We start from the raw sequence: 14,162 nt of genomic DNA on the forward strand, positions 1-14,162 counted from the left end.
AGATTTTGAACATGCTATCTTTTCGATCCAAAAAAACCATTCTGATGAAATACTATATCGCTTCCCTATTTTTCTTTTTGTGCTTTTTAAACATTCAGGCACAAGAAAAGGAACTCACCCTCAAAGACGCGGTATTGGAGCAATACGGCAAATTTTATCCAGAGCACGTTACCGGATTTCAATGGATTCCGAGAACGAATTCCTATGTTTATCTTAAAGGTGATACCCTTAAAAGATCCAATGTTAAAAGTAAAAGAATGGAGGAGCAGCTTACAATTGCTGATGCCAACCAAAACTTAGGAACCGCCTTAAAGCGTTTTTCTGGCCTTACTTGGAAAAACAAGGATGCTTTTTATCTGTCGGGAGACAACTCCTATTATCTATACAATTTCAATACGAAGAAAGGAGAATTCGTTTTAAAAGTTGATGAGGCAGCAGAAAATGAAAGCTTACAAGTTGAAACTGGAAACGTAGCATACACCATAAAGAACAACTTATATATTCAAACAAAAGATGGTGAAACTGTTGCGGTTACCGACAACACAGATTTAAACATCGTTTCTGGTCAGGCAATTGCACGAAGTGAATTTGGAATAACCCAAGGTATCTTCTGGTCGCCTAAAGGGAATCTGCTCGCCTTTTATCAAAAAGATGAAACTTATGTGGCAGATTATCCGTTGTTAAATATTATTCCAACTCCAGGGGAATTAATGTCCATAAAATACCCAATGGCTGGACAGAAAAGTGAGCGGCCGAAAGTTGGAATTTACAATCTGGCAACAAAGCAAACGGTTTTTATAAGCCCCACAGGAAATGTGGAAGATTATTTAACCAACCTATCTTGGACTCCAGATGAAAAAAATGTGGTTATCGCAGAATTAAACCGCGATCAAAATCATATAAAATTGCAACTTTTTGATGCTAACACAGGAAAACTTGTAAAAACGATGCTAGAGGAGAAAGATCCAAAATGGGCAGAGCCGCAACATCCGGCCTATTTCTATTCAGATTCTTCGGAAGACTTTATTTGGATGAGTGAAAAGGATGGGTTTATGAACCTTTACCTTGTCAACACCAAGAAAGGTGTGGTAAAACAACTGACCAAAAATAAGTGGGTAGCCAAGGAAATTGTAGGGAATAATGATAAAGGAACAGAAGTGTATTTTACCGGTACTGGGGATTCTCCTTTGGACACCAAATTGTATTCGGTAAATATTTCAAACGGAAAACAAAGAGAATTAACACCTGTAAGCGGAGTGCATAATGCGAGCGTTTCTTCCGATGGAAAATATATATTCGATCAATATTCAAATCATGATACGCCCGGAGTTGCCCAGATTTTGGATACTAAAGGAAAGTCGGTACACAACTTTGTAAAAGCCGAAAACCCAATGGCCGATTATATAATGGGAGAAACTACCATTGGGAAATTAAAGTCGCACGATGGTTTTGATCTTTATACGCGCCTTATAAAACCTTCTAATTTTGATCCTTCCAAAAAATATCCAGTTTTGGTTTATGTTTACGGAGGCCCAAAGGCACAGTTGATCACAAACAAATGGTACGATGGCGCCTCATTATGGATGAATTGGATGGCGGAACAGGGTTATCTCGTGTTTACCATAGACAACCGAGGTTCAGCAAACAGAGGCCGTGCTTTTGAGACGGGCATCTTCAGACAACTAGGAACTGAGGAATTAAAAGATCAGTTGGTTGGGGTAGATTATTTAAAATCGCTTCCGTATGTAGATTCAGATCGTCTTGCCATCCACGGTTGGAGTTTTGGAGGATTTATGACGGTTTCAATGATGCTTCGCAATCCTGGAGTTTTCACGACTGGCGTTGCTGGAGGTCCCGTAACCGACTGGAAATATTATGAAGCAATGTACGGCGAACGCTATATGGATACGCCAGAGCAAAACCCTAAAGGCTATGAAAAGGCCAGTTTGCTAGACAAAACGCAGAATCTAACTGGAAAACTATTAACCATCCACGGTTCCATAGATCCAGTGGTGGTTATGCAGCACAATCTATCATTGATAAAGTCTTTTGTCGATAACGAAAAGCAAATGGATTTCTTTATTTATCCAATGCATGAGCACAACGTCCGCGGAAAGGATCGGGTACATTTAATGACGAAAGTTTTGGATTATGTGATTGAGAATAATAAGAAGAATTAAGAGGGTAGATGGGAGCGGTGAGAGGTTTAGACTTGAGATTTAAGACTTTAGACTGAGATAATGAGCGATAGCCGTAACCCACTGCATACTGCCACTGCCAACTGAATACTGTTGCTTTTATGTTCACCGCGGAGTCGCAGAACATAGTTAGATGTGAGATTTTAGACTAGACTTGTGATAGTGAGCAAAAGCCATAACCCACTACATACTAAAAACTGACCACTGCTACTGCTTACTTACGATTAAAGTATTTTTTGATGTTTTAATCTTTCTTCTCTGTGTGTAGAAAATTCAGTTATTCCCTTTAGGGTCGGGGTAAAAATAATTGAATTTTCGACTTGAGATTTTAGACGTAAGATAATGTGCGATAGCCGTAATCCACTGTATACTGCCACTGCAAACTAAAAATTGCCCATCCAAACTGACTACTGATCACTGATCACTGACCACTGAATCAACCTCTCTCCGAGTGATCAAACTTTCCTTTTACAGTATTAAATCGAAGTATACTAAACCCAATTATTGCTGAAATAAAGGAGCCGATTAGAATTCCGATCTTGGCGGAATCTATGTATTCGGGATGGGTGTTAAAGGCTAAGCTAGCGATAAAGATGGCCATGGTAAATCCGATTCCAGCCAAGAAAGAAACGCCAATTATCTGTTTATTGGTAATATCTTTTGGCACCTCGATAATCTTAAGTTTTCTGGCCAAAAAGATGATTCCTGTAATTCCGATACTTTTCCCTAATATCAAGCAAATGACGATATTTATAACTAATGCGGATTCTAATCCGCCATCACTATTTAGTGCCACTCCGGCATTAGCAAGCGCAAAAATGGGGATTACCACAAATGCCACCCAGTTATGAAGTTTGTGTTCCAATGCTTGTATCGGTGATCGGTATTTATCAGACCAGTCTTCTAAATCGTCTATGAGCTCCAGTTGTCCACCCGAAAGCACAGGTCTTTGAAGTATGGTGCTATGTTTTATCGCTGCTACAATACTCTCCAGTTGATCGGTAAATTCGTGGGTACTTATCTTTTGTCTTACAGGTACGGCGAATGCCATTAAAATTCCCGCTAAAGTTGGATGTAAACCAGCTTTTAGGAAGAGTAGCCAAATAACAAACCCGGCAATCATTGTTAAAATTTCAAAATAAATTCCTTTATAGCTTAAGAAATAAATAAATGCTAAAATCCCTAAGGCCCAGGCTAAGAGAACAAGGTTAAGGCTACCGCTATAAAAAATTGCGATTACCAAAACAGCTCCCAAATCGTCAACGATGGCAAAAGCGGTTAGAAATATTTTTAAACTCAGCGGCACGCGATTCCCTAATACTTTTAAGATGGCTAGCGAAAACGCGATATCGGTTGCCATCGGTATTCCCCAACCCTTGAGGGTTTCAGGGTTTTCGTTAAGCATGACAAACATCAATACTGGAAGAGCAATCCCGCCCAATGCTCCAAATAGTGGGAACATGAGTTTTTTGGTGGAATTGAGTTCCCCAATTAAGAATTCACGTTTTATTTCTAGTCCGATGAGAAAAAAGAAAATCGCCATCAACCCATCATTCACCCAAAGAATTAGTGGTTTTTTAAGTTCGAAGCTATCGGTAATAATACCGAGTTCAAAATCCCAAAAGGATTGATAACTATCTGCAAAGGCTGAATTTGCCCATACCAAAGCGATAATTGTTGTTGCCAATAGAAGAATTCCACTGGAACTTTGAAGATTGACGAATTTTTGAAAAGGAGAGAGTATTTTTTCTTTGATCATATACTTTTGGTCGGCCTGCAATATACCGAAAACAGAGCAAATAGCTTATGATGGGGTATGTATAGCTAGTTGATTTATGAAAATTTTATGAATTTCTGGTTTTAAAAGTCGGTGGACTGTAGACGATAGTCGGTAAAGGAGATGTGATAAAAAAACTCAGAGTAATAGAAGTTGAAAATGAACACTGCTACTGCATACTGCCACAGCTCATTGAATACTGAGCACTGAACTGCATACTGCCACTGTGAACTGAATACTGAAAAACGAACACTTTTTTTTGATACTCCCTTTCAGAGTGTTATCTTTGCAACCTTGAACTCTGAAGCCTTGCATTCTCGCCTTAGCGCAATTGCTTGAAGAAGGAGTTAACCTATTAAGAAAGTAAGAATATGTTCGATAATTTAAGTGATAAGCTGGATAAAGCGATGCACGTGCTGAAAGGTCACGGTAGCATAACAGAAGTAAACGTTGCAGAAACTTTAAAGGAAGTGCGTCGTGCTCTTTTGGATGCTGATGTCAACTTTAAAACCGCCAAGGAATTTACCAATACAGTAAAGGAAAAAGCCTTGGGTCAAAACGTACTTACTACGCTACAGCCTGGGCAATTAATGGTGAAGTTGGTAAAAGACGAACTTACCGAATTAATGGGTGGGGAAACTGCTGGAATCGATTTAAGCGGTGCGCCAACGGTTATTTTAATGTCTGGTCTGCAAGGTAGTGGTAAAACTACTTTTTCTGGAAAACTTGCCAATTACTTAAAAACGAAAAAGACTAAAAAACCACTTTTGGTTGCCTGTGATATTTACAGGCCCGCTGCAATAAATCAGTTGCACGTTGTTGGAGACCAAATTGGGGTTGAGGTTTATAGCGAACCTGAAAATAAAAACCCAGTGCTAATTGCACAAAACGCAATTGCACACGCCAAGAAAAATGGCTTTAATGTGGTAATTGTGGATACGGCAGGTCGTCTTGCTATTGATGAGGCGATGATGGCGGAAATTGCAAACGTGCACAAAGCCATCCAGCCCCATGAAACCCTTTTTGTGGTTGATGCAATGACTGGGCAAGATGCTGTAAACACTGCAAAAACCTTTAATGAAAGACTAAACTTTGATGGAGTCGTACTTACCAAATTAGACGGTGATACTCGCGGTGGTGCTGCTATTTCTATTAAAAGTGTAGTAGATAAGCCTATCAAATTTATCGGTACCGGTGAAAAAATGGATGCGATAGACGTGTTCCATCCAGCGCGTATGGCCGATCGAATTTTGGGGATGGGAGATGTTGTTTCTTTGGTTGAAAGAGCTCAGGAACAATTTGATGAAGATGAAGCCAGAAAGATTCAGAAGAAAATTGCAAAAAACCAATTCGGTTTTGACGATTTCCTTAACCAAATACAACAGGTTAAGAAAATGGGAAGTATGAAAGATTTGGTGGGAATGATTCCCGGAGCCGGAAAAGCCTTGAAAGATGTAGATATTGACGATGATGCTTTTAAAGGAATTGAAGCTATAATCCATTCCATGACCCCAACGGAAAGAACCCAACCCGCATTAATAAACGGAAGTCGCAAAAAACGTATCGCAGCTGGAAGTGGAACGAGCGTTCAACAAGTAAATCAACTTCTAAAACAATTCGACCAAATGAGCAAGATGATGAAAATGATGCAAGGTGGCGGCGGCAGAAAAATGATGCAGGCGATGGGGAATATGAAGTAAATGAAGTAGCAGTTTTCAGTTGCAGTTAGCAGTAATTGAAATTGCGTTTCAGTTAGTTCATGAGGTATATGTAGTGGTAATTTTCAGTTGCAGTGAGCAATGAGGGGCCTGACGAAGTAGCTAATCAGAGATTTAAATTTATATAAATATGAGTTTTAAAACTTTATTGGCATATCAAAAAGGATTCTCATTGGCAATGGAAATAATGGAAATATCCAAAACTTTTCCAAAAGAAGAAATATATTCTCTGACTGATCAAATCAGAAGATGTTCTCGTTCTGTTTGCGCTAACATAGCTGAAGCTTATCGAAAAAGAAAATATGAAAAGCATTTTGTCAGTAAATTGACTGATAGCGATGCTGAAAACTCCGAGACACAGGTATGGCTGCAATTCGCTAAAGCTTGTGGTTATATTTCATCGGATATTGAAACCGATTTCAACAAAAAGAGTGAAGAAATTGGGAAGCTTATAAACTATATGATTGATAACCCAGGCAAATTTGGGGTGTAAACTACTGCCAACTGCAACTGCCACTGAATACTCCTAAATTATGACAATCCTAGATGGAAAGAAAGTAAGTAACGATATTAAAAACGAAATCGCTGCCGAAGTTGATAAAATGAAGGCTAATGGCGAAAAAGTACCGCATCTTGCTGCAATTATTGTAGGAAATGATGGTGCTAGTCTTACTTATGTGGGCAGCAAAGTGAGGGCGTGTGAACGTGTTGGTTTTGAATCAACACTAGTGAAAATGCCTGATACTACTAGTGAACTCGAGTTGTTGAAAAAGATTAAGGAGTTGAATGAGGACGACAATATAGACGGATTTATTGTTCAACTTCCACTGCCTCCGCAGATTGATACGCAGAAAGTACTTCTTACTGTAGATCCTTCAAAAGATGTTGATGGGTTTCATCCCGAAAACTTCGGAAAGATGGCTTTGGATATGAGTACCTTTATTCCTGCCACCCCATTCGGGATTTTAGAATTATTGCAACGTTACGAGGTTGATACCAAAGGAAAACATACCGTTGTTATTGGGAGAAGTCATATTGTTGGTAGACCGATGAGCATTTTAATGAGTAGAAAGGGATGGCCAGGAAATAGTACAGTAACCTTAACTCATAGCAACACCAAAAACATTGCACAGATAACCACGCAGGCAGATATTATTATTTCGGCCTTGGGAGTTCCAAATTTTCTAAAAGCGGAAATGATAAAAGATGATGCCGTGATTATCGATGTGGGAATTACAAGAGTTGATGACCCAAGCCGTCCAAAAGGCTATAAAATAACTGGAGATGTGGATTTTGAAAACGTCAGTAAAAAAGCATCGTTTATTACACCAGTACCCGGAGGAGTGGGGCCAATGACTATTGCGATGCTTCTTAAAAATACCTTATTGGCTAGAGAGCAACGAAGAGTTCATTAAATATCTTTTCCTTCATTTATTTTCCAATCTAGATATTTGTGTAAATCTGTTTGGATCCACCCAATGCTGATTCCTAATATGGCAACATCATCGATATAACCAATTCCTGGGATAAAATCCGGGATAAGATCAAATGGATTTAAAACATAAAGTAAAGCAAGTGCCGCAGTTGCTATAGTAAACCAAGGAACTTCTTTGTAAACCCGATTTTTTACATCTTTGAGCATTAAGATCATTATTTTTCCGAGTTCTGCATATTTTGCCAGTGTATTTTCACCACTGAACTTTTTGTTTATGGCTTCTTCGTTATCCAAAACGACCTCAACATCTTCGTCTTTTATTTTGATAACTTCCTCTTCCATATAACTCTTGGTAGAGCGATCCATTGTGTGGTGATCCATAGCGCCATCATCGCGATTGCCTGGATTAAAATATCTTGATAAAATTCCTTTAAATGACATATTTTTTATTTTAAAGATACAATTTTAATAAAACCGAAGGTTTAAAATTATGTTATAATCTAAAAAGCAAAAATGCAACTGTAAAAATTATAAGCAGGAGGAACAACCAATAAGGCTTGATGTTCTCTGGATTTTTTCCGAAGAAAATTTTTGTTACCTTAAACATGAAGCTTCTGTTTTTCGCAATAAAGTTATAGGAGTAGTCGCAAAGAATAGTAAATGCTTTAAGTTGCGAATACCATAAATGCCAAGACAAAGAAGGGTTTTTGAAATACTGAAAAGTTCTAAAGGCAGAATCCGGGCCACTATAAACAGAGCCGTCGCTCTTAATGAGTCGAGAGGCTTTTTTAAACTCTTTTAACGGTATGTCCGCAAATTGCCCGGCAACTTCTTGAAATGTTTTATAAATGATGCGATCGCCGGTTTTGGATTTCCAGTTTATAATCCAATAGTTACAAAAGTCACATGCTCCATCCCAAACCATGATAGGTCTGTCTTTAGGCGGAAAAACGGTTTTATGGATTTTCGAGAACATTCATATTGCGTTACAATTACAATCTTTCGGCCTTGCTTTCTGTTTTTGATTTACCATATTCTTTTCGATAGATCTTCACGATTACCATAAAGAGGCTGATGAGCAAGGGTCCAAAGATTAACCCGATAAAACCAAACAAGGGCACGCCAACTATTACACCAATAAGTGTGACCAATGGATGTACGTCGTCCAGTTTTTTTAGCACATAAAGACGAATGATATTGTCTGTTGAACCAACGACTACAAAGCCATAAATAAGTATTCCCCAAGCTGCAAAGTTGTCTCCAGTAGATAGCGAGAGTAGAAATACTGGTAATATTCCCAGTAAAGTCCCGACAAAGGGAATCATGCTGGAAATGGTCACGATAACGAACCAGAAAAATGGATCTTCTGTTCCAAAAATCAAGAAGCCTATAAGGGCCACAATTCCTTGTGCAAGACCAACCATCGGAATTCCCAAGGCATTGGAGCGCACCATTTTTTGTACTTCAACCCCAACTTCTTTTAGATTTTCACGATTCATTGGAATGTAATCTCTAAGAGATTCTCTTAAGTCTTTCCTGTTAGTAAACATATAAAAGAGCATAAAGTACATCAATCCAATAGCGATAAATGCGTTGAATGTACCACCCACAAAGCCCTGAAGGTTTTCAGAAATCCATCCAGTAATGGCAGAGGCGTCAATTTGTGAAGTTAAATCATAGCCTATCTTATCTTGAATTTTACTCAATTGTTCTTTAAAAGCGTGAACAACTTCTCCAGAATTTTCTACCGCTGTACCAACTTTGTTAGTTAGCATTAAAATGATTCCAGCAATAGGAATAAGAATTCCAAAGAAAGAAATGAGCATCAACATAGTTGCTGCCAAAGATGGATTCCATTTCTTTTTATTGACCAATGTTGCCATCCATTTACGCATTAAAACGTAGATGGTTATCGCGCCCAAAACTCCTGTGAGATATGGAATGAGTTCTCTAAATATAAGACTCCCCATTAATAAGATGAGCAGAATAACAAAAACTTGTCTAATTATTTGAGGTGGTATTTCTTTGGTCATTTAGCGAATAGTTGTGTTAGGTCTTTAAAAGCTTTGAATTCGAGCGCATTTCCTGATAGATCTTTAAAAAACATAGTTGCCTGCTCTCCAACTTGGCCTTCAAAACGAATATAGGGCGCAATGATGAAAGTAATGTTTTTTTGAATAAGTTTTTCAGAAAAAATCCTGAAAGTTTCCACATCCAGAACCACACCAAAATGTGGTATAGGTATCTTTTTCCCATCAACTGGGTTTAAGTCTCCTTTTTCGAGTTCCGAGGTAGTTGTTTTTGAACTTTCTTCTTTTAAATGAATAACAAGTTGATGTCCAAAAAAATCAAAATCTACCCAATGCTCACTACTTCTTCCTTCGGGAAGTTCGAGAATATCTCTGTAAAAAATCCGACAGCTTTCCAGATGGTTTACTGGAATGGCAAGGTGGAAAGATCTTAGTTGATTGGACATTTAGTTATTTCTCAAAGCGTGAATAAGTTCCTTTTTCTTCATTTTTGAACGACCTTCAATACCCACATTTTTTGCTTGGTCATAAAGTTCGTCCTTGGTCCATTCTTCATAAGGTTTAGCTTTCCCACCTTTTTTTCCTGAGTCTGATGTATTGGCAATACGAGCAGATTTTTCTTTGCTGTAACCTTTATCTAACAAGGCTTCGTACTGTGCTTCATTTTTAATTCTTGACTTTGCCATAATCGTATTTTTTAAACGTAAAAACCCCTTGTATAACAAAGGGTTTTTAGATTAATATTTATGTTTGATCGGTATCCTTTCGATTTTTTAGAAGTCCAATCCCTGACAAGAAGAAAACAATACCTAATATAATAAGTGCCCAAGGGCTCATACCTACATTCATACTGCCAAATGCTCCAAGTACTCCCATCACCAGACTGATTCCTCCAGCGATGGTTAAAATAAAACCTAAAATCTTAATCATAATTCAACTGTTTAGATGGTTAATTCGATTAAAATTAAGGGAAAGCATTCATTCATTAATGAATGTTAACAAAACCTTTGCAGGAAAAGTTTATTGAGCAGAAGGTTCCCAGCCTAACATAAAATATTTAAAAGTGGCTGCATCCGGTATTTGTGATGCTTCCACCTTTACGCTAGGGTTGTATCGTAATTCTTCTGGTAGTTGCTTTTTATCGATTGTTAAATAAACATCTGTGTCTTTTAAGAAAACCACAACAGCATTGATGGTGGTCTCTATATTAGCAACGGTATAATTGGCCTTTACATCTTTAAATGTACTTGCAGAATTCAAGCCTTTATCTGTTTTATAACGGGAATCGAAAACTTGAATATTGGTAATGGTTGAGTTTGGATCAGATTCATTATCTGGAGAAAGTAACAATAGTTTTTTTCCTCCTTTTTCGTAGATTTCCACTTCGCCCTGTGTTTCCAAAGCATTTGGCGATGAGTTGATTTTCACGATAGAGTCCTTAGCAAATATAGAATCTATCTGCTTAATTTTTATTTCATTGTTTAAATTCCCAATCGAGCCTTTATTTATTGTAAAAGGGTCACTGTCTTTTCCACATTGCACAAATAATAATGCCGCTACAGCACCAATAATTATTGTTTTTTTCATTTTATTTTTCAGTTACTATGTTAATGCGTTATTCGGTCGCGAAGGTAACAAGATTTTGAGAGGATGAGTTTAGAGTTTATTGTTTATTTACAAATTGTTACCCGCTCGGATCTTCCTTCAATAGACTGTGGGTTATTTCATCATTTTGCTCAAAATTCCTAAAATACTCCGGATTACCGTTGGACTGGAGATTGTTTTAATCCAAGGATTTACAGTGCTTTTTCGGCTGGAAGTAGTTTTTTGACTCGCAGTTTTTTTTGCTGCTTCTTTTTCTTCTTGAGCTTTTTCTTTTGCTTCCTTTGTGTTTGCAGTTTCAATTTTTTCTGTCAACATTTCATAGGCACTTTCCCTATTGATTACCTGGTTGTATTTAGGAATTAGTTTTGACGTTTTCAATAGATCAGACAATTCACTATCTGTTAAAATATCCATTCTACTCATTGGCGCGCGGAGCATTGTGCGGGCAAGGGGCGTAGGAATTCCTTTTTCGTTTAAAGCGCTTATCAATGCTTCCCCAATACCAAGCTGCGTCAATACTTCATCCGTTTTGTAGTAATCTGATAGTGGATAATTCTCTGCGGTAAGTTTGATTGCTTTTCTGTCTTTTGCAGTAAACGCACGTAAGGCATGCTGCACTTTTAGTCCTAATTGACTCAAGACTGCATCTGGAACATCGGTTGGGTTTTGGGTTACAAAATAAAGCCCAACGCCTTTGGAACGAATCAATTTTACAATGCTTTCAATTTGGTTGAGCAGTGCTTTACTAGCTTGATTAAAAATTAAATGTGCTTCATCCACAAAAATTACCAGCTCTGGCCGGCCACTATCGCCTTGCTCTGGAAATGTAGCGTAAATTTCCGCCAAAAGACTGAGCATAAATGTTGAAAAAAGCTTTGGTCGGTCTTGAATATCCGTCAAACGAATGATGTTGATATAGCCCATTCCGTTTTCATCTATACGAAGCAAATCTTGGGGATCGAAGGACTTTTCACCGAAAAATAAATCAGCACCTTGTTGTTCCAAAGTGATTACTTTTCGAAGGATAACACCTGTGGAAGCCGTGGAAATTCTACCGTATTCGTTGGTGAACTCTTCCTTGCCCTCGTCCGTAGTGTATTGTAGAATTTTTTTGAAGTCGTTTAAATCAAGCAATGGCATTTTATGGTCATCGCAATATTTGAATATTACCGAAACAATACCAGATTGTACATCACTTAAATCAAGGATTCTCGAAAGCAACACGGGTCCAAACTCACTTACGGTTGCTCTTAGGCGAACGCCTTCTTGGTTTGAAAGTGAAAGAATTTCCGCGGGAAACTTTTTTGCTACATAAGGAAAACCAATTGCCGCGTGACGTTCTTCAATCTTGGCGTTGTTTTCACCGGGTTCAGCTATGCCGCTCAAATCACCTTTTACATCCATTAACAAGACCGGAACTCCTTTTTCTGAAAGGTTTTCAGCAAGAATCTGCAATGTCTTTGTTTTTCCTGTACCTGTTGCCCCAGCAATAAGCCCGTGACGGTTCATGGTTTTCAATGGAATTTTTACATAAGCATCCTTCACGGTTTCATCGCCCAGCATTGCTGCTCCAAGGTTGATAAAGTCCCCTTTTGTGGTATACCCCGTGTTGATATAATCCTTAAAATCTTGCTTGTTGGCCATCACTTTAAATTTTCTTCAAATGTAACAAAATATAAATTTCAAATTCTAAAAACCATCCCGATAACTATCGGGACCAAATAAAAATCAAATTTTCAAAAACCAATTGAGTACAACTTATATTCAAATGTTTTATGACCTAAAGCGTGGTTACGGGTTTCATATTCCGTTTTTAAAATTTGTTGCTTGTTTTTTGGAATTTGGTACTTGTAGTTTGGTTTTTTTAGAACCTGCAGTCGGTATTTTGGAATTTGTTTTTTGTTCTTTGGAATTTTCTTGTTCGTTTAGAGTATTTTTGCCGCGATGAAAAAGGAAATACAAAATCTAGTAGATAAAGGAGTGATGCTTCCGTTGATGGAGGAGTTTTATACCATTCAAGGTGAAGGCTTTCATAAGGGAACTGCGGCCTATTTTATAAGAGTTGGCGGCTGCGATGTGGGTTGCCATTGGTGTGATGTAAAGGAAAGTTGGAATGCTAATTTACATCCGCCAACTGCCATTGAAAAAATAGTTGAAAATGCTGAAAAATATTCAAAGACCATAGTTATAACTGGCGGTGAACCGTTAACGTGGGATATGGGGCCTTTAACTGAAATGTTAAAACAAAAAGGGATGCAAATTCATATAGAAACTTCGGGAGCTTATAAACTAACAGGAACTTGGGATTGGATTTGCCTTTCTCCAAAGAAAATGAAATTGCCAACTGAGGAAGTATATCAGGTTGCCCACGAGTTGAAGGTGATCATTTTTAATAAAGATGATTTCCGTTTCGCGGAAGAACAAGCTGCAAAGGTGAATAAAGATTGTATTCTGTACTTACAGCCGGAATGGAGCAAACGTGAAAAAATGAGCCCGATGATTGTGGATTATGTTATGAAAAATCCGCAATGGAAGGTTTCCTTGCAAACCCATAAATATTTGAATATCCCATAAAAATAAATTCCAAAATAAAAGCACCAAATTCCAATGGCAAGTTTTGGGATTTGGTGCTTTTTATTTGGGTTTTGAAATTCCTTTTAAAAAGGCGTCAGACTCTTTTAAAAGGAATTTCAACGTAATGGTCATCCCAGCCTATCATTAATATCGTTCCTTTATTGTCGGTTTTAAAAATCATGGAGAGGGATTCAATTGGTGCTGCAGCTTGTTCGCATGGCACTTTCATTCGGGCAACGTCCTTTTCTTTTTTATAACTGAAGGCTCCCCAAACATTCGTGTCACTATTTATAATAATTGTCCAGTTGTCTTCATCTGGAATGGTGTACAACGTATAAGTTCCTGGTTTTAATAAGCTTTTTCCGAACATAAGCGGAACATAGGTCGTTAGTTCCGTCGCTTCATTGGCTCCCGTGCGCCATACTTCACCATAAGGCACCAAGCCGCCAAATATGTCCCGACCTCTTTTTTGTGGCCTACTGTATATAACCCTTGCCAAAGGTGGACTGTTTTTATCTGGTCTGGCCATTGCGAGATCCATAGGAGAAGCATCTCTGTCAGGAAAGCCTTGTGCAGATAAATCTTGAAATGTGAATACAGATAGCACGATAAAAAATATAGCGAATGATTTTTTCATGGATTTTTGAGGTTTTTGATATTATGACGGAATCTTGTAGGTAAATTTAAGAAATAATCGTTTAAAACATAGTGATTTAACATCGTTGTTGCTGATAAAACGCAAAAGGGATTGGGAATAGTGTTCCATTATTCTGCCAAAATAGTAAACTCATAAATTTCTACTCATAATCACTGTTTTTCCACATA

The 14,162-nt window shown here is 37.9% G+C and carries 15 protein-coding genes; 5 read left to right on the plus strand and 10 right to left on the minus strand.

From position 1 onward, the window contains the following. The first annotated feature begins 44 nt into the window (after nt 1-44). On the plus strand, nt 45-2,180 hold the full coding sequence (locus tag G440_RS0105815; RefSeq protein ID WP_051285180.1) for a S9 family peptidase: 2,136 nt from the start codon (nt 45-47) through the stop codon (nt 2,178-2,180). 454 nt (nt 2,181-2,634) lie between these two features. On the opposite strand, the gene nhaA is transcribed toward G440_RS0105815, so the two are convergent. After that, nucleotides 2,635-3,957, minus strand: a complete 1,323-nt coding sequence (gene nhaA, locus G440_RS0105820; protein WP_026450444.1) for a Na+/H+ antiporter NhaA — start codon at nt 3,955-3,957, stop codon at nt 2,635-2,637. Nucleotides 3,958-4,346: 389 nt separating this feature from the next. On the opposite strand from nhaA, the gene ffh reads away from it, so the two are divergent. From ffh to G440_RS0105835, 3 genes are all read left to right on the plus strand, one after another. Next, nucleotides 4,347-5,675, plus strand: a complete 1,329-nt coding sequence (gene ffh, locus G440_RS0105825; protein WP_026450445.1) for a signal recognition particle protein — start codon at nt 4,347-4,349, stop codon at nt 5,673-5,675. 148 nt (nt 5,676-5,823) lie between these two features. Beyond that, a complete protein-coding gene (locus tag G440_RS0105830; protein WP_026450446.1) occupies nt 5,824-6,186 on the plus strand; it encodes a four helix bundle protein in 363 nt (120 codons plus the stop codon). 40 nt (nt 6,187-6,226) lie between these two features. Further along, entirely contained in the window at nt 6,227-7,108 is an 882-nt protein-coding gene (locus tag G440_RS0105835; protein WP_026450447.1) for a bifunctional 5,10-methylenetetrahydrofolate dehydrogenase/5,10-methenyltetrahydrofolate cyclohydrolase, read from the plus strand. On the opposite strand, the gene G440_RS19535 is transcribed toward G440_RS0105835, so the two are convergent. The 8 genes from G440_RS19535 to G440_RS0105875 all read right to left on the minus strand — a co-directional run bounded on the left by G440_RS19535 (nt 7,105) and on the right by G440_RS0105875 (nt 12,407). Then, complete coding sequence (locus G440_RS19535) at nt 7,105-7,569, minus strand: YkvA family protein (protein WP_245574833.1); 465 nt, start codon at nt 7,567-7,569, stop codon at nt 7,105-7,107. The two genes, G440_RS0105835 and G440_RS19535, sit on opposite strands and share 4 nt — an antisense overlap. A gap of 52 nt (nt 7,570-7,621) precedes the next feature. Beyond that, the gene (locus G440_RS0105845; protein WP_026450448.1) at nt 7,622-8,104 is read right to left on the minus strand and encodes a thiol-disulfide oxidoreductase DCC family protein; all 483 of its coding nucleotides are present in this window, start codon (nt 8,102-8,104) and stop codon (nt 7,622-7,624) included. Between the two features lie 16 nt (nt 8,105-8,120). Further along, complete coding sequence (locus tag G440_RS0105850) at nt 8,121-9,161, minus strand: AI-2E family transporter (protein ID WP_026450449.1); 1,041 nt, start codon at nt 9,159-9,161, stop codon at nt 8,121-8,123. Further along, entirely contained in the window at nt 9,158-9,604 is a 447-nt protein-coding gene (locus G440_RS0105855; RefSeq protein WP_026450450.1) for a VOC family protein, read from the minus strand. The genes G440_RS0105850 and G440_RS0105855 overlap by 4 nt, the downstream gene beginning before the upstream one ends. After that, nucleotides 9,605-9,844, minus strand: a complete 240-nt coding sequence (locus G440_RS0105860; RefSeq protein ID WP_026450451.1) for a DUF7218 family protein — start codon at nt 9,842-9,844, stop codon at nt 9,605-9,607. It abuts the gene before it with no gap. Nucleotides 9,845-9,902: 58 nt separating this feature from the next. Continuing rightward, complete coding sequence (locus G440_RS0105865; RefSeq protein ID WP_026450452.1) at nt 9,903-10,088, minus strand: hypothetical protein; 186 nt, start codon at nt 10,086-10,088, stop codon at nt 9,903-9,905. A gap of 90 nt (nt 10,089-10,178) precedes the next feature. Continuing rightward, nucleotides 10,179-10,745, minus strand: a complete 567-nt coding sequence (locus tag G440_RS0105870; RefSeq protein WP_026450453.1) for a hypothetical protein — start codon at nt 10,743-10,745, stop codon at nt 10,179-10,181. 132 nt (nt 10,746-10,877) lie between these two features. After that, nucleotides 10,878-12,407: a helicase HerA-like domain-containing protein gene (locus G440_RS0105875; RefSeq protein WP_026450454.1), complete on the minus strand. Its 1,530-nt coding sequence runs from the start codon at nt 12,405-12,407 to the stop codon at nt 10,878-10,880. A gap of 300 nt (nt 12,408-12,707) precedes the next feature. On the opposite strand from G440_RS0105875, the gene G440_RS0105885 reads away from it, so the two are divergent. Next, entirely contained in the window at nt 12,708-13,337 is a 630-nt protein-coding gene (locus G440_RS0105885) for a 7-carboxy-7-deazaguanine synthase QueE (RefSeq protein ID WP_026450456.1), read from the plus strand. Between the two features lie 94 nt (nt 13,338-13,431). On the opposite strand, the gene G440_RS0105890 is transcribed toward G440_RS0105885, so the two are convergent. Beyond that, a complete protein-coding gene (locus tag G440_RS0105890; RefSeq protein WP_026450457.1) occupies nt 13,432-13,974 on the minus strand; it encodes a DUF2911 domain-containing protein in 543 nt (180 codons plus the stop codon). Between the last annotated feature and the right edge of the window lie 188 nt (nt 13,975-14,162).

Origin of the sequence: Aequorivita capsosiphonis DSM 23843, from assembly GCF_000429125.1 — a bacterium.
GTDB lineage: Bacteria > Bacteroidota > Bacteroidia > Flavobacteriales > Flavobacteriaceae > Aequorivita > Aequorivita capsosiphonis.

What these genes read in the sequence shown, in the direction of transcription:
- G440_RS0105830 (WP_026450446.1), top strand. Translation starts at nt 5,824, where the DNA reads ATGAGTTTTAAAACTTTATTGGCATATCAAAAAGGATTCTCATTGGCA.
- nhaA (WP_026450444.1), bottom strand. Translation starts at nt 3,957, where the DNA reads ATGATCAAAGAAAAAATACTCTCTCCTTTTCAAAAATTCGTCAATCTT.
- G440_RS0105870 (WP_026450453.1), bottom strand. Translation starts at nt 10,745, where the DNA reads ATGAAAAAAACAATAATTATTGGTGCTGTAGCGGCATTATTATTTGTG.
- G440_RS0105850 (WP_026450449.1), bottom strand. Translation starts at nt 9,161, where the DNA reads ATGACCAAAGAAATACCACCTCAAATAATTAGACAAGTTTTTGTTATT.
- G440_RS0105845 (WP_026450448.1), bottom strand. Translation starts at nt 8,104, where the DNA reads ATGTTCTCGAAAATCCATAAAACCGTTTTTCCGCCTAAAGACAGACCT.
- G440_RS0105855 (WP_026450450.1), bottom strand. Translation starts at nt 9,604, where the DNA reads ATGTCCAATCAACTAAGATCTTTCCACCTTGCCATTCCAGTAAACCAT.
- ffh (WP_026450445.1), top strand. Translation starts at nt 4,347, where the DNA reads ATGTTCGATAATTTAAGTGATAAGCTGGATAAAGCGATGCACGTGCTG.
- G440_RS0105890 (WP_026450457.1), bottom strand. Translation starts at nt 13,974, where the DNA reads ATGAAAAAATCATTCGCTATATTTTTTATCGTGCTATCTGTATTCACA.
- G440_RS19535 (WP_245574833.1), bottom strand. Translation starts at nt 7,569, where the DNA reads ATGTCATTTAAAGGAATTTTATCAAGATATTTTAATCCAGGCAATCGC.
- G440_RS0105835 (WP_026450447.1), top strand. Translation starts at nt 6,227, where the DNA reads ATGACAATCCTAGATGGAAAGAAAGTAAGTAACGATATTAAAAACGAA.
- G440_RS0105865 (WP_026450452.1), bottom strand. Translation starts at nt 10,088, where the DNA reads ATGATTAAGATTTTAGGTTTTATTTTAACCATCGCTGGAGGAATCAGT.
- G440_RS0105885 (WP_026450456.1), top strand. Translation starts at nt 12,708, where the DNA reads ATGAAAAAGGAAATACAAAATCTAGTAGATAAAGGAGTGATGCTTCCG.
- G440_RS0105815 (WP_051285180.1), top strand. Translation starts at nt 45, where the DNA reads ATGAAATACTATATCGCTTCCCTATTTTTCTTTTTGTGCTTTTTAAAC.
- G440_RS0105860 (WP_026450451.1), bottom strand. Translation starts at nt 9,844, where the DNA reads ATGGCAAAGTCAAGAATTAAAAATGAAGCACAGTACGAAGCCTTGTTA.
- G440_RS0105875 (WP_026450454.1), bottom strand. Translation starts at nt 12,407, where the DNA reads ATGGCCAACAAGCAAGATTTTAAGGATTATATCAACACGGGGTATACC.